Annotated in this window: 19 protein-coding genes; 15 read left to right on the top strand and 4 right to left on the bottom strand. The window is 52.0% G+C overall.

The annotated features are described in order from the left end of the window. Window positions 1-82: 82 nt before the first annotated feature. Both A8O25_RS16755 and msrA read right to left on the bottom strand, forming a co-directional pair. Window positions 83-829 (bottom strand): ThuA domain-containing protein, encoded by a 747-nt coding sequence (locus A8O25_RS16755; protein WP_066837088.1) that lies wholly within the window; start codon window positions 827-829, stop codon window positions 83-85. A gap of 268 nt (window positions 830-1,097) precedes the next feature. Then, window positions 1,098-1,790 carry a peptide-methionine (S)-S-oxide reductase MsrA gene (gene msrA, locus A8O25_RS16760; protein WP_082893707.1) on the bottom strand — a complete coding sequence of 231 codons (693 nt, stop codon included), beginning with the start codon at window positions 1,788-1,790 and terminating at the stop codon, window positions 1,098-1,100. A gap of 733 nt (window positions 1,791-2,523) precedes the next feature. Between msrA and A8O25_RS16765 the strand changes: the two genes are divergently transcribed. The 11 genes from A8O25_RS16765 (at window position 2,524) to A8O25_RS16820 (ending at window position 13,168) form a co-directional block, all read left to right on the top strand. After that, window positions 2,524-3,378, top strand: coding sequence for an ABC transporter ATP-binding protein (locus A8O25_RS16765; protein WP_066837090.1), 855 nt, complete (start codon window positions 2,524-2,526; stop codon window positions 3,376-3,378). Further along, on the top strand, window positions 3,368-4,138 hold the full coding sequence (locus A8O25_RS16770; RefSeq protein ID WP_066837101.1) for a hypothetical protein: 771 nt from the start codon (window positions 3,368-3,370) through the stop codon (window positions 4,136-4,138). The genes A8O25_RS16765 and A8O25_RS16770 overlap by 11 nt, the downstream gene beginning before the upstream one ends. A gap of 17 nt (window positions 4,139-4,155) precedes the next feature. Next, the gene (locus A8O25_RS16775; protein ID WP_066837107.1) at window positions 4,156-4,533 is read left to right on the top strand and encodes a GntR family transcriptional regulator; all 378 of its coding nucleotides are present in this window, start codon (window positions 4,156-4,158) and stop codon (window positions 4,531-4,533) included. A 6-nt stretch (window positions 4,534-4,539) separates the two neighbouring features. Further along, entirely contained in the window at window positions 4,540-5,265 is a 726-nt protein-coding gene (locus A8O25_RS16780) for a hypothetical protein (RefSeq protein ID WP_066837109.1), read from the top strand. Between the two features lie 191 nt (window positions 5,266-5,456). Beyond that, the gene (locus tag A8O25_RS16785; protein ID WP_066837110.1) at window positions 5,457-6,497 is read left to right on the top strand and encodes a flavin reductase family protein; all 1,041 of its coding nucleotides are present in this window, start codon (window positions 5,457-5,459) and stop codon (window positions 6,495-6,497) included. 120 nt (window positions 6,498-6,617) lie between these two features. Next, the gene (locus A8O25_RS16790) at window positions 6,618-7,202 is read left to right on the top strand and encodes a porin family protein (RefSeq protein ID WP_066837111.1); all 585 of its coding nucleotides are present in this window, start codon (window positions 6,618-6,620) and stop codon (window positions 7,200-7,202) included. 676 nt (window positions 7,203-7,878) lie between these two features. Continuing rightward, on the top strand, window positions 7,879-8,967 hold the full coding sequence (locus A8O25_RS16795; protein WP_082893708.1) for a tetratricopeptide repeat protein: 1,089 nt from the start codon (window positions 7,879-7,881) through the stop codon (window positions 8,965-8,967). Window positions 8,968-8,994: 27 nt separating this feature from the next. Further along, window positions 8,995-11,034, top strand: a complete 2,040-nt coding sequence (locus A8O25_RS16800) for an OmpA family protein (protein ID WP_066837114.1) — start codon at window positions 8,995-8,997, stop codon at window positions 11,032-11,034. A 251-nt stretch (window positions 11,035-11,285) separates the two neighbouring features. Continuing rightward, entirely contained in the window at window positions 11,286-11,585 is a 300-nt protein-coding gene (locus tag A8O25_RS16810) for an antibiotic biosynthesis monooxygenase family protein (RefSeq protein ID WP_066837139.1), read from the top strand. 9 nt (window positions 11,586-11,594) lie between these two features. Continuing rightward, entirely contained in the window at window positions 11,595-12,653 is a 1,059-nt protein-coding gene (locus tag A8O25_RS16815) for a cobalamin B12-binding domain-containing protein (protein WP_066837116.1), read from the top strand. Window positions 12,654-12,667: 14 nt separating this feature from the next. After that, window positions 12,668-13,168 carry a hypothetical protein gene (locus A8O25_RS16820; RefSeq protein ID WP_153042801.1) on the top strand — a complete coding sequence of 167 codons (501 nt, stop codon included), beginning with the start codon at window positions 12,668-12,670 and terminating at the stop codon, window positions 13,166-13,168. Window positions 13,169-13,252: 84 nt separating this feature from the next. On the opposite strand, the gene A8O25_RS16825 is transcribed toward A8O25_RS16820, so the two are convergent. Continuing rightward, window positions 13,253-13,711 carry a hypothetical protein gene (locus A8O25_RS16825; protein WP_153042802.1) on the bottom strand — a complete coding sequence of 153 codons (459 nt, stop codon included), beginning with the start codon at window positions 13,709-13,711 and terminating at the stop codon, window positions 13,253-13,255. A gap of 251 nt (window positions 13,712-13,962) precedes the next feature. Beyond that, window positions 13,963-14,301, bottom strand: coding sequence for a hypothetical protein (locus A8O25_RS16830; protein WP_066837120.1), 339 nt, complete (start codon window positions 14,299-14,301; stop codon window positions 13,963-13,965). Window positions 14,302-14,362: 61 nt separating this feature from the next. Between A8O25_RS16830 and A8O25_RS16835 the strand changes: the two genes are divergently transcribed. The 4 genes from A8O25_RS16835 to A8O25_RS16850 all read left to right on the top strand — a co-directional run bounded on the left by A8O25_RS16835 (window position 14,363) and on the right by A8O25_RS16850 (window position 18,080). Continuing rightward, window positions 14,363-15,100 carry an electron transfer flavoprotein subunit beta/FixA family protein gene (locus A8O25_RS16835; protein ID WP_066837122.1) on the top strand — a complete coding sequence of 246 codons (738 nt, stop codon included), beginning with the start codon at window positions 14,363-14,365 and terminating at the stop codon, window positions 15,098-15,100. Window positions 15,101-15,102: 2 nt separating this feature from the next. Continuing rightward, a complete protein-coding gene (locus A8O25_RS16840; RefSeq protein WP_066837124.1) occupies window positions 15,103-16,071 on the top strand; it encodes an electron transfer flavoprotein subunit alpha/FixB family protein in 969 nt (322 codons plus the stop codon). An 18-nt stretch (window positions 16,072-16,089) separates the two neighbouring features. After that, window positions 16,090-16,704 (top strand): bifunctional nuclease family protein, encoded by a 615-nt coding sequence (locus tag A8O25_RS16845; protein WP_066837127.1) that lies wholly within the window; start codon window positions 16,090-16,092, stop codon window positions 16,702-16,704. Window positions 16,705-16,799: 95 nt separating this feature from the next. Next, window positions 16,800-18,080 (top strand): NupC/NupG family nucleoside CNT transporter, encoded by a 1,281-nt coding sequence (locus A8O25_RS16850; protein ID WP_066837130.1) that lies wholly within the window; start codon window positions 16,800-16,802, stop codon window positions 18,078-18,080. The last annotated feature ends 63 nt before the right edge of the window (window positions 18,081-18,143 follow it).

Below are 18,143 nucleotides of genomic sequence, written 5' to 3' on the forward strand. Positions count from 1 at the left end.
GGAATCCGTTTTCGGGCTGTTTTCTCAAAAACAACAACGGATTCCTGCTTTTTTTATAGCAATGAGAGCTTCAGAAGAGATTTTATTTCTGCAACACGTACTGGATGCCTCCTAACAGGTGCCGGAGGAAAAGAGGGTCCTGAAAACTTTCATTTGTATGGCCGCCGGCAGTGTAAAAAGCTCTGCCCCCGTCAAAGGCATGGCACCAGGCGACAGGGTGGTAGCCATTGGTGCCTCCCTTGTAACTTTTCTCATCAAGGGTAGCCAAAATCTGGAGCCCCGGCTGCAGGTTCTTGAAGTTGTACCATTCATCCCGGCGCTGCCAACGGTGTGGTAAGAAATGAGTGGCGGGGTGGTTTTTATCTACCACGTCAATGATGGCGGTCTGCACAGCGGGGTGGCTCTCAAAGTAGGCTCCTACCAACTGGTTATACCAGGGCCATTGGTACTCAGTATCTGTAGCCGCATGAATGCCCACAAAACCGTTTCCAGCTTTTATATACTGCTCAAAGGCCGTTTGCTGGGCGGGGTTCAGAACGTCTTGGGTGGTGCTCAGGAAAACCACGGCCTGGTATTTCTTCAGATTCTTCTGGGTAAACAGGGCTGCATTGTTGGTGGTGTCTACTGAAAAGCCATTTTCCTGCCCCAGCTTCTGCAGGGCCGCCAACCCCGCCGGAATGGATTTGTGGTAAAACCCGGCTGTTTTGTAAAATACCAGCAGATGTGCTTTGCGTGTAGCAAAAGGAGCGGCAGAGTGAGACGGGCTGCATTGGAAGACAATTCCACAGATGAATATCAACCCCCAAACGGCAGTAAAATTCTTGAACATGGCACCAGTTGTTTCAGGGAAAGTTACTGGAAATTCTTTTCTAGCAGCGATCTCACCACAAGAATGCCTGAAAACTCTGTTCTGTTTTTGACCTGCTTTCCCCAAAACAGCCCCAAAACAGACGCTGTCTTAAATGGCGCCCACAGACGCTTGCGCCGGTAATTAAAAAGAAAACGCTAAACAGCTTCTTCCCTTTTAGAGAGGTCTTTGGTAATGAATAAATGTTCTCCACCCCTCCTTCATGAGCGGGAATGGGAATGGAGTCAGTTCAGGAGACAGCACATGGCGAGCCCCCTTGGTGCAGGAAGAGGGTGAGCAACTTGTTTTGCAGGGGGTAGGAAAGCCCCAGAATAGGAAGCTCCTCTAGCAGCACCTCTTGCCTGCCTGAACCGCTGAGGAAGCCGTTCACCCTGGTCACCGCGGTAGACTGGTTAAAATCCCCAAAGTTTGGGTAAAACTTCTGTAACGCCAGCATGAACTCAGGTGCCCGCCGGAGCTTCCACTTCTGGTGCCGCTCTTCGGCGTCATAAAAAGTCTGGTAGGGGAGGAGCTCCGTCAGCACAGGCAGGGCAAAGGTGGTTTCGGCCTGGGCCAGGGCTTTCTCCATCTGCTCCTTCTGCTGTTCAGAATGAAAGAAAAGGGCTGATGTGTACTGCCTTTTACGGGGAGGTTTGGTGGGAGTATGGTGAGCGAAGAAAACCTCCAGCAGCTGCCCCAAAGCAATCACCTCAGAGTCAAACGTAACCTGAACCGACTCTATATGGTCTGCCAGTTGGCGGTAGGTAGGGGCTGGCGTGGTGCCACCGGCATAGCCCACCTTGGTACGTATAACTCCCTCAAGGGCGCCAAACAGGCTTTCTGCGCCCCAGAAGCAGCCCATGCCCAGGGTAAACGTTTGGGTGGCGGCGCTGGGGTTCAAATCAATCTCCGGTAAATTTTGGTTCAGTAGCGGCTGCATCATCCAGGTAGAGGAAGGTTGTAGAAAATGGGTTGAAAGGGGGAAAACAGAAACTATCTGCGCAAAGGTGCACCCCCCAGATGAGGGCTTGGTGGCGTTTGGCGGGAGCAGTAGGTTTTTGCCAGCCCTCTCCTATATGACATTACCTGCTGCCTCCTGATCTGGTTTCTGTTTCTGGCCTGTTTTTCCAAAAACAGGCCAGAAACAGAAATCCGTTTAGATGGGGAGACGCTTGCACGTTCCTGCCACCTTCCTTCGGCGCAGCGAAAGGGGACGTTAGGTTTCTGATGAGGGGCTATTTCTTCTCCAGCCCGGGTCATGATTATATTTCAGGTTTGAAGAGGTGGACTTCATAAACTAATCCAAGGTTTCCGTGCATTCAGCTTAAAGCCACCCTGTTGCATACCTGAGGGAATAAAATGCCCAGGGCAGCTTTTGCTGCTGGCGTTTGCAGCGTACGGGCACCATAAAACGTGAGAAAAGGACGCCCCAGACCGGTACTGGTTTGGGCGTGTTTTGGGAAAAACAGCCCGGAAACACCCAAAATAGGGAGAGCGGTTCTCACTGCATAGCTTGCCTAATTAAAGTAGTACCCTTCTGGCGAACCTGCCGCCGCTTTAGGTGTTAGAGCCCGCGCCAGCGTCACAAAAAAATAATTTTCAGGAAGCCCTTGCAGAAGTGGAGATGGTTAGTACATTTGTAGTGTACTATATAACTAATACAGTAAAAGAGGGCTATGATTCAAATCAACAATCTGAGCTTCGGGTACCGGAAAAAGAACCTGCTTTTCCAGAACCTGAACCTGTCGCTCTCCAGGGGGCACATCTACGGGCTTCTGGGAAAGAACGGGGCCGGCAAGTCTACGCTGCTGAAAAACATGATCGGGTTGGCGTACCCCACCGCCGGCACCTGTACCATAGACGGTGCCGATGCCTCCAAAAGGTGGCCGCAGGTGCTGCAGAACCTATATTTCCTGCCAGAGGAGATCTACGTTCCCGCCCTCACCACCACGCAGTATGTTTCCCGCACCGCGTGCTTCTACCCCAGGTTCAGCGAGCAGGAGTTTTACCAGTTCCTGGCGGAGTTTGAGGTACCCCGGGAGGCGGTGCTGGACAAGCTTTCTTTTGGGCAGCAGAAAAAAATGATGATTGCCTTTGGTCTGGCCACCAACACAGACCTGCTGGTCATGGATGAGCCTACCAATGGCCTGGACATTCCCTCAAAGGTGCAGTTCAGGAAAATTATTGCCTCGGCTTTGACAGAAGAGCGCTGTGTCATCATCTCTACCCACCAGGTGCGTGATCTGGAAAGCCTCATTGATACGCTGGTGGTGGTGCACAACCGCGAGATTGTGGTGAACCAGGAGCTGGACCAGATCTCTGAGAAACTGCTGTTTACCACGGTGCCTTCCGCGCAAGACCATCAGGTGCTGTATGCAGAAGAGTCATTGAGAGGGGTAAATGTGATTTTGCCCAACCCAGAGGGTGTGTACAGCAAAGTAGACATGGAGCTCTTCTTCAACGCCATCATTAGCGGCAACCCGGTTATTCTCCAATTGTTAAACTCAAACCATCTGCAAAATGCAATTTAACCTGACCCGTTTCTGGCGGCTGTTCATGAAACATACCGCTGAGCATTACAAATATTACCTCATGGCTACTGCCGTGCTGATTGGTTTCGTTGCCTTGATCATGGGGTTTGTGATGTATGCCATGAGCGGACCTTTTTCATTACAGGGGCAGTCTGTTATGTTCTCCCTGGTCATGATCATAGCGGGAACAATTTTCACCAGCACCGTTTTTGCAGATCTGGGCGATAAGAAAAAGGCCATTGCCACCCTCACGCTGCCTGCCTCCCATTTAGAGAAATACCTGGTAGGGTGGGTGTACTCGTTCCTCATATTCCAGGTGGTGTATAGTGCCTGCTTTTACCTGGTGCTGTACTCTGTGCTGCCGTTAGATGACTGGGGCACCCAGGAGCCAGAGTACCTGCCGCTGTTCTCAGGGGATTATGACAAACTGGTATTCCTCATGCTCTTTCTATTTCTGCACGCCGTCTCGTTCTGGGGCTCCATCTTCTTTGCCAAATGGCATTTCATTAAAACGGCCTTCCTCTTTTTTGTGATTGCCGGTGTTCTCATGTTCCTGAACAAGCTTTTCATGGAACAGTTGCTGGGGGTGGAGTTAGAGAATGCCTCCCCCTTCTCCAACCTGGGGATCATGGAAGGCGAGCAGTATTATAAGGTGCTCTACCCAGAGGAGAAAGAAGGTTGGCTGGCCATTGTGCCCCTGGGCCTGGGTTTGCTCCTGTGGGCAACGGCCTACTTCAGGCTGAAAGAAAAAGATATTTAAGACCAGGAGGCGTTTCTATGGAATTTAAGAATAATGAAGCCATTTACCTGCAGATTGCCGCCTATGTGAGCGACCACATTCTGCTGGGCAAGTGGCCGCCAGATGACAAGATACCGTCTGTCAGGGAGCTGGCAGTTGAGCTGCAGGTAAACCCGAACACGGTCATGCGCACCTATGAGTACCTGCAGAACCAGGAAGTGATCTACAACAAACGGGGGATTGGCTTCTTTGTGGCGCCAGACGCGGTGAAGAAAGTGAAGAAGCACCGCCGGGAGCGGTTCCTGCAGCAGGACCTCCCCGAGTTCTTCCGGAACATTTTCCTGCTGGAGATTCCGCTAGAGGAGCTGCAGGAACGCTATGAGCATTTTAAGACTGAGAATTTCACTTCAAAATAAGAGACCATGAAGAAAAGTAATATGCTGCTGGGGGTGGCCGCGGTGTTTTTCCTCACCTGCCTGCTGGCCTTTAATTTCGCCCTGAAGGCGGAATACGAAAGCGGTGCCTACAAAGACCGTTTCAAAGACTACATCTCCCTGAACTACCAGGGGTTTGAGGCTGTAAAGGTGAACGGGGCCACTAGCATCAGCGTTGACATCACCTCTGGGCCCTATGGTGTGCGGGTGCACAAAGACGCGCCTGCGTATTTAAGGTTCAGGGTGGAGAAGGACACCCTGGTGGTGGAGGTAGACCAGAAGAACGAGGAGGTGCGGTTTCAGGGCGAAGTTCTGATTTCGCTCCCGCGCCTGACCTGCCTCACCACTTCCTCTAACCATACCCTGGCGGGAAAACCGGAGAGCAGGGTGTACTCCAAGTACTATTATAATGAGGTGGAGGTAAAAGGTTTCCGACAAGACAGTTTACAACTGGTTTTGGACCACGCCAGTGCTGTCAATTTAGCCAACAACCACCTCAACACGTTAAACGTGGTAGCGGGTGCCACCCCCGGGAGTAGTCCCAAGCTGTCTCTCTGGAAGTCAAACACTATTAAGAAGGCAAGCTTTGATATGCGAAATAGAAGCAATCTGGTTCTGAGCCATGTGGTGATCCCGAGTGTTCGCTACCATTTCTCAGACAGCGCCCAGGCCGAACTGTCTGGAGCCTCTCTGCAGTTGATGGGTGAAAAATAAACCAGGGGCTGCAGAAGAACGGCGATTTTTGCTTTTCCTGTCTTCTTCCTGCCAGTTGTAAGCCGTTGCGTTTTAGGGCTGTTTTTACAAAAACACGCCATACACAAGGCTTCTCTGTTACCGGAGAAGTTGCGCCTTAACCCTATACCTGCGTTCTTGCGTTAAAAAGCCATCACCTTTACCCCTGCCGCATGAACACCCAGTTCCAGCCCTTGACCATTACCAACATCCGGGAGGAAGCGCCTGGGGTGAAGACGTTTGAGTTTGGGGCAGGTGATGGAAAAAAAATTACGTATGAACCCGGCCAGTTTTTGACGCTGGTCTTTTGGGAGGGTGGGCAGGAGGTGCGGCGGTCTTATTCTATCACCTCTGCGCCGGCACTGGGGGAGCCGCTGACCATTGGGGTGAAGCGTATTGCCAACGGGTTGGTTTCCCGTAAGTTGATTGACCAGGCCACCGTTGGGGAGCAGCTATTAACGGCCGGGGCTTCCGGTTTCTTTACCCTGCCTGCTAATTTCTCTCATTACCGACAGGTGTACTTTTGGGCCGCCGGGAGCGGGATTACCCCCATTTTTTCCCTGCTTAAAACGCTGCTCTTTACAGCCCCAGAAATATCAGTGGTGTTGGTGTACAGCAATCAGTCTCCTGAGGTGGCCTTGTTCCGGCAGGAGCTGGAGCAGCTGCATCAGCAGCATGGGGAGCGGTTTACGCTCATTCTGTTATTCAGCAATGCCCGCCGGTTAGACCAGGCGCGTCTGCACCGGGACCTGCTCAAGAAGCTGGTGCGGCAAACGCTGAAAGTGTCTGTAGCTGAAATATTATGTTATGTTTGTGGCCCGCTAGACTACCGCAGGCTGTGCCTGTACGGGCTGCGGGAACTGCAGGTGCCGCTGGAGAATATAAAGCAGGAAGTGTTTACCCCGCTAAGGGTGGCGTCTGTGTTGGCTCCCCCAGACACCCAGGCCCATGAGGTGACGCTCCGGGTGCGGGGGCAGACCCACCAGTTCCTGGTGCAGTACCCGGAAACCATCTTACAGGCCGCCCGCCGGTTTGGGGTGGCCATGCCTTTCAGCTGCGAAGCCGGCATATGCGGGAACTGCTCTGCCCTCTGCGAGCAGGGCGAGGTCTGGATGGCGAACAATGAAGTGCTCACACAGCGGCAGCTGGCTCAGGGAAAGGTGCTCACCTGCGTAGGGTACCCGGTGGGCGGGCCGGTGGTTTTGAGCATGTAAGTGCGGGGTAGGAGCCACCGGTACGTTAAATTTACACAGATCTCCCGTGCATCTTTGCTATACAGGAGAATCTATCCCAATTTGCACGCGTATCTCTCAAAAACTCTTTACCTCATTCTTATGAAAAAACTAGTACTTCTCTTAGTGGTCATATTGACAACGGGAGCCCTGGCGCAGGCCCAAATGTTTACGTTAGGTGTAAAGGCGGGACTCAGCTCGTCTAGCGTGGATTTTAAAGACATCAAAGGCACCACTTCTGATTTCAAAGAAGGCGACAACATCACAGGTTTCCATGCCGGCGCCTTTGCCCGGGTGAGTGTGATGGGTTTTCTGGTGCAGCCAGAGATGGTGTTTTCCTCTTCAGGCGGAAAGATTGAGAGTGCCGGAGATGTGCAGGATGTGAACTTCTCCCACCTGGATGTGCCTGTGCTTCTGGGGTACAGCTTCTTTAAAATTGCTCGGGTGTACGCCGGTCCGGTTGCCTCTATCTTGATTAACAGCGAGTTTGGCAATGAAAAAGCCAGCAAATATTTAGATACCGCAGACTGGGGCTTCCAGGTGGGGGCTGGGGTAGATATTTCGCGCCTAACCGCAGATCTCCGGTATGAGCGCCTCACCCGGTCCTATGCCAACTCAGGCGAAAGCTATGACATTACCGGCCAGCAAGTGATTTTCAGCCTGGGCTATAAATTCATAGGTAAATAAACTGTCCCGTATTTTCGGTCAACGGCCGAAGAAGAGGTGCCTGTTTCTCTTTCACTGGAGGAAACGGGCACCTTTTTTTATGAGCGGAAAAGTGGCATTGGGTGCTGCAAAGGACGTTTGCCAGAACCGGCCTTCACCGGTTCCCCGCCCCGGTTGCGCTGCTTAAGGTTCAATCTGGCAGGGCCAAAAAACCTGCACTGGCCCTTTTCAGGAGCAACTCCAGAAGCTATCCCTGTCAGGCCTTATTAAATCTTAGTGTTTACTTGGGAAGAGATTCCCCCTGTTTTCGGCCTGTTTTTGAGAAAGTAAGCCAAAAACAGGATAGAGTTTTTATTCATGCTCTGCATGAGAGAGCTTCTAGTAAGTGAAGCTGGCTCTTAGCTGTTTTCGCCTGTTTTTCAGAAAACAGGCCGAAAACAGAAATCAAGGTCCCCCATGTTTCTGAAAGGCAACTCTTTAACAGCAGATTTAAGGGAGTTCTCTAATAAATAGTTACTTTTGTTCTTCATGCTTTGCTGGTGTGTCAGGGAAAAGTGTTCACTCTCTGGCGGTTTTGTTCCCCCGCTAAACTGGCCAGCTTCAAATGTACCTTTATCAATATTAGTGACTTTTCCCCGCCGCCCACCACAGGGCTGGAGTGGGAAGCCACTGGTATGGCTGTCTTTTAACTTCCCACATGATACGAATTCTACTTTTCACTTTTGTCTGCCTGTTGAAGATAGGCCAGACAGTCGCGCAGGAGGTGCCGGTGGCGCCCGTACCCGTTGTGCCAGACAGTGCCGCGGCCGCCAAAGCCGCAGAGATAAAGATTCTGGCTGAAAAGATGTTCCAAAGCGGGCTGGTGCAGCTTGCCCAGAAAGACTACCGCGCCGCCTTGGCTGACCTTGATTCTGCCATTGCGGTGAAACCTGACTTTGAGCAGGCCTTGATGGGAAGGGCAACTGCCTGGCTGGAGTTGAAGGAGGTAGACCGCGCCATCACTGACTATGACAAAGTCATCAGCCTGAACAGTGCCCATGCCCAGGCCTACTTTCAGCGGGGCAGGGCTAAAGTGTTGTTGAAAGATAAAAAAGGGGCCGCCCAGGATTTCACCCAGACCATTGCCACAGACGCCAATCACTACCAGGCTTATTACCAGAGAGGCGGCCTGCGGTTTGAAGACGCAGATTATAAAGGAGCCATTGACGACTTTTCGGCGGTGGTGAAGATCAATCCGCGCAACGGGTATGCCTACCATGACCGCGGCAGTGCCAAACGGCAGCTGAATGACCTGGAGGGAGCCCTGGCCGATTACAGGAAGGCTGTTGAGGTGAACCCTGATATTGCCGTGGCTTATGTGAACCTGGGGAGTCTTAAGCAGGGCAAAGGAGACTGGACGGGAGCCATTGAGGAATATTCAAGGGCCATTGAACGCAAGAAAGACTATTATCTTGCCTACAATAACCGGGGCCGGGCCAAGTTTGAAAAGGGCGATTTTGATGGTGCCCTGGCTGATTTTACCAAAAGTATCCAGCTGAACCCCCAGTACGCCTTTGCCTTCAACAACCGGGCCGCCGCCAAATACAAACTGAAAGACTTTAAAGGCGCGGTAGAAGACTGCAACTTTGCCCTGCAGATTGATAGCGGCTATGGCTATGCCTACTTCAACCGGGGAAATGCCAAAGAAATGCTGCGTGACGCCACTGCCTGTCAGGATTGGGAAAAGGCCGCCGCCCTCCATGTGCCTGCCGCCAAAGCCTACCTTACCCATTGTCAGGAAAAATAACCCTGGATCAGTCTATCCCTTTCAGATATGAAAAAACACGCATTGTTATTGATCCTGTCCTGCGCCCTGGGGCAGGCAGTGGCCCAGAACGTTGATTTCAACAAAGACAACTTCAAGCAAGACAAAGACGGTTTCAGGGAGGCCAAGAAAAAACTGGATGCCGGTGATGACATCTTTGCCGCCACGTCAAAGAAAACAGATGATTCCTACCGGAAGAAGAATTACCGCAACGCCATAGCGCCCTATGTAGACGCCTATAAATTCAACCCCAACAGCGCCCAGCTTAATTATCGGCTGGGGGTAGCGTATCTTTTCTCTGATGAGAAGGACAAAGCGCTTCCCTATCTGGAGAAGGCGTTAAAACTGAACCCAGCCGTTGACCCAGAACTTGGTTTCTATTTAGGCAGAGCCTATCAGGTAAAGCTGGAGTGGCAGAAGGCCGTGACCGAGTACAGAAAGTACCTGGCCACCTTGCCTTCGGGCAACCATAAAACCAGAATGGAGGTGGTCAATAAGAGCATCAGGGAATGCCTTTCAGGGGAGAAACTGGAGAAAAAGCCTTTACGGGTATTCTTTGACAACGCCGGGGAGCAGATTAACAGCAAGTACGCAGACCTGCAGCCAGTCATTTCAGCAGATGAGACGGTCATGGTTTTTACTTCCCGCCGGCCCGCCGACCAGGAAGCCAAGGCGAAGGTAGACAAGGAGCCTAATGATGATGTGTACATCTCCTACAAGGTGAACGGCAAATGGTCAACGGCGAAGCAACTGCCTGAGGGGATCAACACAGAAAAGAACGAGGCGGCCATGGCGCTGTCAGCAGACGGCCAGCGTCTGATTTTTTCACGTGATGAGAACGGGGGCAACCTCTTTGAAACCGTGTTGAAGGGGAACGAATGGTCTAAGCCGGAGGAACTGGGCAGCGAAATCAATACCAAAGACCGGGAGTCTTCGGCCGCGTATTCATATGACGGCAAAACCCTCTTCTTTGTGAGTGACCGGCCTAACGGCATTGGTAAAGGCGATATCTATTTCTCCACCCTGGACAGCAAAGGCAACTGGGGCAAAGCCATAAATGCCGGCCCTAAGCTTAACACCGTCTATGAGGAAGGCCATGTGTTTATGATGCCAGACGGCAAAACCCTTTACTTCACATCAGAAGGGCACAGCTCTATGGGTGGGTTTGATATTTTCAAAAGCGTTTTGAAAAACGGCCAGTGGTCAGAGCCTGAAAATGTAGGGTACCCGTTGAACACGCCAGATGATGACAGCTTTATCTCCTTGAGCGCCAATGGGCGTTACGGGTACATTGCCTCCAGCAGAAACGAGGGGGGTAAAATAGACCAGGACATAGTGCGCGTCACTTTTATTGGAGATGAAAAACCGGTGATCCTGAGTGCAGAAGATGACCTGGTGGCCTTTGCAGAAACGCGGGTGGCCCAGCCTGTGGCCATGCCGGTCATTGAATCTAAAACACCTAAAACCATTTTGGTGCAAGGCGTGGTGCTGGATGCCAGAACCCAGAAACCCCTGGAGGCGAAGGTGGAGTTGATTGACAATGTGAAAAAGGAGGTGATTGCCACGGTGACGTCTAACAGTGTGACCGGTAAGTATTTGAATGCCTTGCCCGCCGGGAAAAATTACAGTGTGTCTGTGCAAAAGAATGATTTTCTGGTGCACAGCCAGAACTTCAACCTGCCTGCCAATACCGCCTTCACCAAAATTGAGAAAGTAGTGAAACTCCAACCCCTGGATGCCGGGAGTGTCTGGGCCCTGCAGAATGTCTTCTTTGCAGAAGGGCAGGCGGTGCTGCTGCCAGAGTCTATGTATGAGCTGGAAACCCTGGTGGAGGTTCTAAAAGACAAAAAAAGCCTGAAGGCTGAAATGATAGGCTACACCAGTGAGCAGGCAGATCAACTTTTAGCGGGGAGCAGGGCCAAAGCCGTCGCAGATTTTCTGGCTTCCAGGGGAATAAACGCCAAGCGGCTTTCGTCAAAAGCCACCGAGGCTACCAGTACCAACGCCCTTTCCCAAGGTCTGGTTGAATTAAAACTGACCGGTAAATAAGAGCGGCCTGCCAGGCGCAGCGTCATGCCTGCCCTGGTAGTTTATCTGCTGCTGGGAACGTCTTCTGCCTTAGGGCATAATCCTCATTTAGATTCGTCTAAATATATAAAATGCAGATTTTTCTTGACCATGTTCAGCCAGCCGGGTATCTTAGCTAAATCTACCCCCTGTTTTCAGGCAGAAAACCACTGCCTGAAAGTGCTATTGGTGCTTAACTATTGGGTGTAGCAGATGAAAAACCAGACAACCCTATGTTTATTGCGCTTAGTACCTTTACCATTGCCAATGATATGGCACCTGCTGTAAAAGAGGCATTTATGAACCGTCCCGGTTTAGTGAACAATGCCCCGGGCTTTGTGAGGCTGCAGGTAATCTCACCCACAGACAACCCGCAGGAGATTTGGTTGATCACACAGTGGGTAGATGAGGAAAGCTACAAAACCTGGCACCACAGCCACCTCTACCATGAGTCACATGAAGGCATTCCCAAGGGGCTGAAACTGGTGCCCCGCTCGGCAAAAGTCAGGTTCTTTGAACACATTTGCGAGTAGGGAGGCGGTATGGCAGAAATCAGGAGAAAAACCGCCGCGCTGCTAAAACGCATGAGTGCTGAGCTGGCGCAGGAAACCACCCAGAAGTTCTTCCATCTTCACCCGGAGTTGGAGGAGAAGTACGGTGCCATGGGCCGTGAGAAATGCCGCCAAGACGCCCAGTACCACCTCTCGTACCTGATAGAAGCGGTGGGGGCGGGCTCCATGACCCTGTTCAGTGACTACGTGCTCTGGACGCAGGAGGTCCTGGAAACCCGTAAAGTTCCGGTGAAGGACCTGCATGAACACCTCATTATCCTGAAAGACGTCATTGCCCTGCACCTGCCCATTGACCAGTATGTGCGGGTGGCCAACCACTTGAACAACGCCCTGCAATTGCTGGAAGAGAAGAACGGCCTGGAACCGCAACCCGAGGAACCGTTGGAACCGCTGGCCCAGACCTATCTGGAGCTTCTTCTGGCAGGCAAGCGCAAAGAGGCCAATGATATGATTCTGCAGGAGGTGGCCCAGGGAATGGAGGTGAAGGAACTTTATCTCACCGTGTTTCAGCCGGTCCAGCACCGGGTGGGGAGGCTGTGGCAGACCAATAAAATCACCGTGGCCCAGGAGCACTTCTGCACGGCCATCACCCAGAGCATCATGTCGCAGCTATACCCGTACATCTTTGGGTCAGAGCGCAACGGGTATAAATTGCTAGCCTCTTGCGTGGCCGGTGACTTGCACGAGCTGGGGCTGAGAATGGTGAGTGATTTCTTTGAGATGGAAGGCTGGGATACCTATTATCTGGGGGCCAATGTGCCCACGGCCAGCATCCTCAGTTCCCTGAGGGAGCATCAGCCAGACCTGCTTTTATTGTCTGCCACCATGACCTTTCACGTACAAGCCTTAAAAGACATCATCAGGGCGGTGCGGGCAGCAGAAGATCTGCAGGAGATTAAAATAATGGTAGGCGGCTATCCGTTTAACCTGGAAGAGGAGCTTTGGAGGGAAGTTGGGGCAGACGGCTATGGTGCCAATGCCAAGGAAGCCATGGAATTAGCATTGGGGTTGGTATCTGTGAGGAAGTAAAAAAAGGAGGAAGCTTGGAGGCAGTAAGCAAAGGAATGGTTTGGCGGTGTGACCGCCGCGGTATTGTGCTGGAGGTGATCAGTTCAGATTTCCCTGAAATCAGCCACGCAGCCCTGGGGCAACCGTTTTCTTCTGTCTTAGAGGAGGCCGGCCAGGAACTGGCTGAGGAGTGGCTTCAACAAGTATCAAAGGACTCCCGCCTGCTGGCCAACCTTACAATCAAACAAAACCTTTCACCCCAACCTCTATCTTTAGGCGGAATCAGAAGCAGTGGCGAGTACTGGCTTTTCTGGACTACTGGCCGCGTAGGGCCCGCCTCTAATCTACCACAAATCGAAAAGGGGGAGAGTACTGAGTCTGCCCAGGTCTGGGAGCCAGATGCGCAACACGTAGAACTGCTGGAGGAACTCAGCCGGGTGAACAATGAACTGGTCAACGCCCGCCGCGAACTCATCAGGCAGAACATTGAACTGCACCGTGCGCATCAGAAGCTGACCAATGCCGGAGTCATGTGATAAGCTGTTTTAGACCTGTTTTTCTGAAAACAGGCCCAAAACAGCTCTTTGTATGTTCTTTAGCGGGAGGGAGAACCAGGCGCCTTAAATGCCGCGCTCTCGCATAATGGCCACAATTTTTTGGCGGGTGGTAAACAGCCGGGCCCCCATCACCCCCAGCAGAATGCAGAAGCTGAACGCGGTCAACACCGCCCCGTGCAGCCAAAACCCAAACAACCATTTCTTAGAGAAGGTAAAGACCAGGTAGCAGGCCAGCGTAATGAGGCTCACTTTGTCCATGGGGGCCACAATCAGATCCCTTTCATGGTGCCATTCCAGCTGGGAAAGCCGGCCCACCAGTAACCCTACCGCCAACCCAAACGCTACCCCAGAAAAAGCCAGGGCCATGCCAATATGGTGCGTCCAGAGGTTGTACCCCAGCAGCAGCAGCATACTGGTGGTGGCCATGCTGAACATGAACAGCCGTACCATGAGTTTCAGCTCTAAGTGCCGCCCCACGGGGAGCTGCATCTTTAACTGGTCAAGTCTGCGTTGAATATCCACTTCCTGTCAAAAGAGTTTTCGTGATAGATCAGGGGCCAGGAACCTCCTTCTTCCTGTAAAAAGCACCGGGGTAGCGGTGGCTTCTCCTGCAAAATTGCAAAACCATCTGTTGTGAAACGATGACCAATGGCAATTGGTGCCCCCTTGGGCTAGGGGGGCAGACCCCAAAAAGATGATTCTTGTCATTTTTGGAATCCTGGGGCGAAAATTTGCCCAGAAATTCCAAAAATAGTATGCATGCCAACTAATTTTTACTCATCTTCGTAATCTAAACCCATGAACTTGTTGTAAGCTTGCTGCAGCTCAGCAAAGGCATGTTGCTGACCTTGCTGCCTACTTACCTGCATGCCTTTCTGGTAAGCCTGCTTCGCCAGTTCGGGTTCGTCTAACTGCACATAGAGGCTGGCCGCGTGGTAGTACGTACCCACGTAGTCAGGGTGCTCTGCCAACAGCTTTTCATAGAAAAAGCGGGCTTTTTCTACCTGGGTAGCCCTATATTCCGTAGCAATGGCGTATAAGGTGAACGGGTCTGTTGGGTCCTCCTGGTAGAAGGCCAGGAGTTGGGTCAATCTGCTGTTAGGCGTTTCCATTTGTTCAATTATTCTTTAACTTGCCCACAAAATTAGTCTAAATCCGCTAACCCTAAGTCACATGAAGATCTTAGTTTGTATTAGCAACGTGCCTGATACCACCACCAAAATCACCTTTACCCCTGATGGCAAAGAGTTTAACACCGCCGGGGTACAGTTTGTGATCAACCCATATGACGAGTACGCCCTGACCCGCGCCATTGAGCTGAAAGAAGCCCAGGGCGGAACGGTGACCGTTCTGAACGTGGGGGAGGCAGATACTGAGCCAAATATCAGAAAGGCGCTGGCCATTGGCGCCGATGACGCCATCCGCGTAAATATAAAACCCACAGATGCCTTTTTGGTGTCTCAACAGATTGCCCACTACGCCAAAGAGGGCGGTTATGACCTGATCCTGATGGGCCGTGAGTCTATTGACTACAACGGTTTCCAGGTGCACGGTATGGTGGGTGAACTGCTGGGAATCCCCACCATTGCGCCAGCCATCAAATTAGACGTGAACGGATCTACCGCCACGGTAGAGCGCGAGATTGAAGGCGGAAAGGAAATCATTGACGTTGCCCTGCCGCTGGTAGCCAGTGCGCAGCAGCCCATGACCGAGCCCCGCATCCCTAACATGCGCGGCATCATGACCGCCCGCACCAAACCCCTGAAAGTAGTGGAACCGGTAGGGCAGGAGGCCAAAACCAGCGTGCAGCACTATGAATTGCCGCCAGCCAAGTCTGGCGTGAAAATGATAGACGCTGAGAACGCCGGTGACCTGATTAAATTATTACGTAACGAAGCTAAAGTTCTATAAGCATGTCAGTATTAGTAGTGATAGAATGCGCGAACGGCGAAGTGAAGAAATCCTCTCTGGAGGCAGCCTCGTACGGGAGCAAGGTGGCGGCGGCCCTGGGTACCTCTGCTACCGCCGTGGCCATAGGTGATGTACAAGCCAACGCCCTCTCTTCTCTGGGGGAGCAAGGGGTTAGCAAAGTGTTGCTAGACAATGACGCCCGCCTGCATGATTTTGTGGGAGCCGCTTATGTGAAGGTGATTGCCAAGGCCGCTGAGCAGGAAAACTCCAGCGTGATTGTGCTCTCAAACTCCAACATTGGGGCAGCCATTGGTTCCCGCCTGGCGGTGAAAATGGGGGCCTCCCTGGCCACCAACGTGGTGTCTCTGCCAGAAATTTCCGGCGCTTCTTTCAAAGTGCGCCGCGGGGTGTTCTCCGGCAAAGCGTTCTCTGATGTGGAGCTCACCTCTGATAAAAAAATCATAGCCGTTAAGAAAAACGCACTGGACATTGAGACCTCTGCCGGGGCTACCGCTACAGTAGAGAACTTCTCAGCAGACCTGTCTGACGCTGACTTCAGCACGGCCCCCAAAGAAACCATTAAACAATCTGGTGACATTCTGCTGACCGAGGCTGATCTGGTGGTTTCTGGCGGAAGAGGCTTGAAAGGGCCTGAAAACTGGCATTTAATTGAAGATTTGGCTAAAGCGCTGGGCGCCGCCACTGCCTGTTCAAAGCCTGTTGCTGACATTGGTTGGAGACCTCACCACGAGCACGTAGGCCAGACCGGCATCACCGTGAGCCCTAACCTGTACATTGCCGTGGGTATCTCCGGAGCCATTCAGCATTTGGCAGGGGTCAACTCTTCTAAAGTAATTGTCGTTATCAATAAAGACCCGGAGGCGCCGTTCTTCAAAGCCGCAGATTACGGCATTGTGGGTGATGCGCTGGAGGTTGTTCCTAAATTGATAGAAGCCGCTAAAGCTTTATAGACGAATAGAAGAGAAATTGTGAAGAAAATTGAGCTAGAGATTCTGGGTTTGTCCTCCAGTCAGTCGCAGTCCGGTTCTTTTGCCCTGGTTTTGGGGGAGAAGGACGGTAGCAGAAGGTTGCCTATTATCATTGGCATGTTTGAGGCGCAGTCCATTGCCATCCAGATTGAGAAGATCAACCCTACCCGCCCGTTAACGCATGACTTGTTCAAGTCATTTGCGCAGCAGATGAGCGTGAGCGTGCAGGAGATTATGATTTCAGACCTGAAGGAAGGAGTTTTCTTCTCCAAGATTGTCTGCACAGACGGGGAGAAGGAGTTTGAGTTGGACGCTAGACCCTCAGACGCCATTGCCATTGGCCTCAGGTTTGGGGTTCCTATCTACACGGTGGAGTCAGTGCTCTCAGAAGCCGGTATTATCCTGAGCGATCTGGATGAGGAAGAGGCAGATGAGGAGACAGATGAAATTCCCACCTCTACCGGCAGCAGCGCCGGCGCGGCCGCGTCATCGGGCAAAAGCAACCTCAAGGAGGTGTCTGTAGAGGAGTTGAACACCATGTTGAATGAGGCCCTGGAGAAGGAGGACTATGAGCGGGCGGCCAAAATCAGAGACGAGCTGAACAAACGGGAGTAAGCTTAATTTTTAATATTTACGGGAAAGTCTTGGGGGAACCCAAGACTTTTTCTTTTTCAGTAGAATTTGGCTTATTTTTGACAAATTTGTCATCTATGTTATCTGTGTTCCAAGGCCTTCTCGGCTATATTATCCTGATTGGAATTGCCATTCTCTTCTCTGTGAACCGCAAAGCCATCAGCTGGAAGCTGGTGGGGGCCGGAATCCTGATCCAAATCGTGTTCGGGTTTCTGGTAACTGAGGTGGAAGTTGTAAAAAGAGGCTTTGAGGTGGTGAGTGAGGGCTTTGTGAAACTGCTGAGCTTCTCCAGTGCCGGAGCCTCTTTCCTGTTTGGGGAGTTGGCCAACCCCGCCTCTAAGACCGGGGTAGGGTATATCTTCGCCTTCAATGTACTCCCTACTGTTATTTTCTTCTCTACCGTTACCGCCGGGCTTTACTATCTGGGGGTACTGCAGAAGATCGTGTTCGGGATTGCCTGGATCATGTCAAAGAGTATGCGGTTATCTGGGGCAGAAAGCCTTTCTGCGGCCGGTAACATCTTCTTAGGGCAGACCGAGGCGCCCCTGCTGGTGCGTCCGTTCATTCAAACCATGACCCGCTCTGAGCTCATGTGCCTCATGACAGGCGGGGTGCTGGCCGCCTATGTGGCTTTTCTGGGCGGCGGTGACCCGGCCCAGCAGGCAATTTTTGCCGCCCACCTCTTAACGGCTTCTATCATGAACGCGCCCGCCGGTATTGTGATGGCCAAGATTCTGGTGCCCGAAACCGAGGAAGACAAGATCAACACCCAGCTGAGTGTAAACAAAGAGTCACTGGGGGTGAACGTGATAGACGCCATGTCTACCGGCGCCGCAGACGGCTTGAAGCTGGCCCTGAACATTGGGGGCATGCTGTTGGCCTTTATTGCGGTAATTGCCCTGTTAAACTCCATCCTGCTCTGGATGGGAGGGTTAACTGGTTTAAATGAAATGATTGTGAGCTCCACAGACGGCCGGTTTGAAGGGCTCAATTTTCAGTACATTCTGGGGCAGATCTTCCGGGTGTTTGCCTTCCTGATGGGTTGCCCATGGCAGGACACCCTGCAGGTGGGGAGCTTGCTGGGCCAGAAAACCGCAGTTAATGAATTTGTGGCCTATCTGGATCTGGCAAATATGAAAGCCCAAGGCACCTTATCGCCTAAGTCAATTGTGCTGGCCACGTATGCCCTGTGCGGCTTCTCTAACTTCAGCTCCATTGCTATCCAGATTGGCGGTATTGGCGGTATGGCCCCAGCCCAGCAGGGTAATCTGTCTAAACTGGGGCTGAGGGCACTGCTTGGCGCATCTATAGCGTGTATGATGACGGCAACCATTGCCGGTATCTTATTTGAATTGTAGGCAGTTAAAAATAGTAAAAGCGCCCTTCCTGTTTTTGGCCTGTTTTTGAGAAAAAACAGGCCA

Origin of the sequence: Rufibacter ruber (assembly GCF_001647275.1) — a bacterium.
Lineage (GTDB): Bacteria > Bacteroidota > Bacteroidia > Cytophagales > Hymenobacteraceae > Nibribacter > Nibribacter ruber_C.

Bases quoted from the DNA above. Each gene is read 5' to 3' on its own strand.
- A8O25_RS16755 (WP_066837088.1), bottom strand. From the start codon at position 829: ATGTTCAAGAATTTTACTGCCGTTTGGGGGTTGATATTCATCTGTGGA.
- msrA (WP_082893707.1), bottom strand. From the start codon at position 1,790: ATGATGCAGCCGCTACTGAACCAAAATTTACCGGAGATTGATTTGAAC.
- A8O25_RS16765 (WP_066837090.1), top strand. From the start codon at position 2,524: ATGATTCAAATCAACAATCTGAGCTTCGGGTACCGGAAAAAGAACCTG.
- A8O25_RS16770 (WP_066837101.1), top strand. From the start codon at position 3,368: ATGCAATTTAACCTGACCCGTTTCTGGCGGCTGTTCATGAAACATACC.
- A8O25_RS16775 (WP_066837107.1), top strand. From the start codon at position 4,156: ATGGAATTTAAGAATAATGAAGCCATTTACCTGCAGATTGCCGCCTAT.
- A8O25_RS16780 (WP_066837109.1), top strand. From the start codon at position 4,540: ATGAAGAAAAGTAATATGCTGCTGGGGGTGGCCGCGGTGTTTTTCCTC.
- A8O25_RS16785 (WP_066837110.1), top strand. From the start codon at position 5,457: ATGAACACCCAGTTCCAGCCCTTGACCATTACCAACATCCGGGAGGAA.
- A8O25_RS16790 (WP_066837111.1), top strand. From the start codon at position 6,618: ATGAAAAAACTAGTACTTCTCTTAGTGGTCATATTGACAACGGGAGCC.
- A8O25_RS16795 (WP_082893708.1), top strand. From the start codon at position 7,879: ATGATACGAATTCTACTTTTCACTTTTGTCTGCCTGTTGAAGATAGGC.
- A8O25_RS16800 (WP_066837114.1), top strand. From the start codon at position 8,995: ATGAAAAAACACGCATTGTTATTGATCCTGTCCTGCGCCCTGGGGCAG.
- A8O25_RS16810 (WP_066837139.1), top strand. From the start codon at position 11,286: ATGTTTATTGCGCTTAGTACCTTTACCATTGCCAATGATATGGCACCT.
- A8O25_RS16815 (WP_066837116.1), top strand. From the start codon at position 11,595: ATGGCAGAAATCAGGAGAAAAACCGCCGCGCTGCTAAAACGCATGAGT.
- A8O25_RS16830 (WP_066837120.1), bottom strand. From the start codon at position 14,301: ATGGAAACGCCTAACAGCAGATTGACCCAACTCCTGGCCTTCTACCAG.
- A8O25_RS16835 (WP_066837122.1), top strand. From the start codon at position 14,363: ATGAAGATCTTAGTTTGTATTAGCAACGTGCCTGATACCACCACCAAA.
- A8O25_RS16840 (WP_066837124.1), top strand. From the start codon at position 15,103: ATGTCAGTATTAGTAGTGATAGAATGCGCGAACGGCGAAGTGAAGAAA.
- A8O25_RS16850 (WP_066837130.1), top strand. From the start codon at position 16,800: ATGTTATCTGTGTTCCAAGGCCTTCTCGGCTATATTATCCTGATTGGA.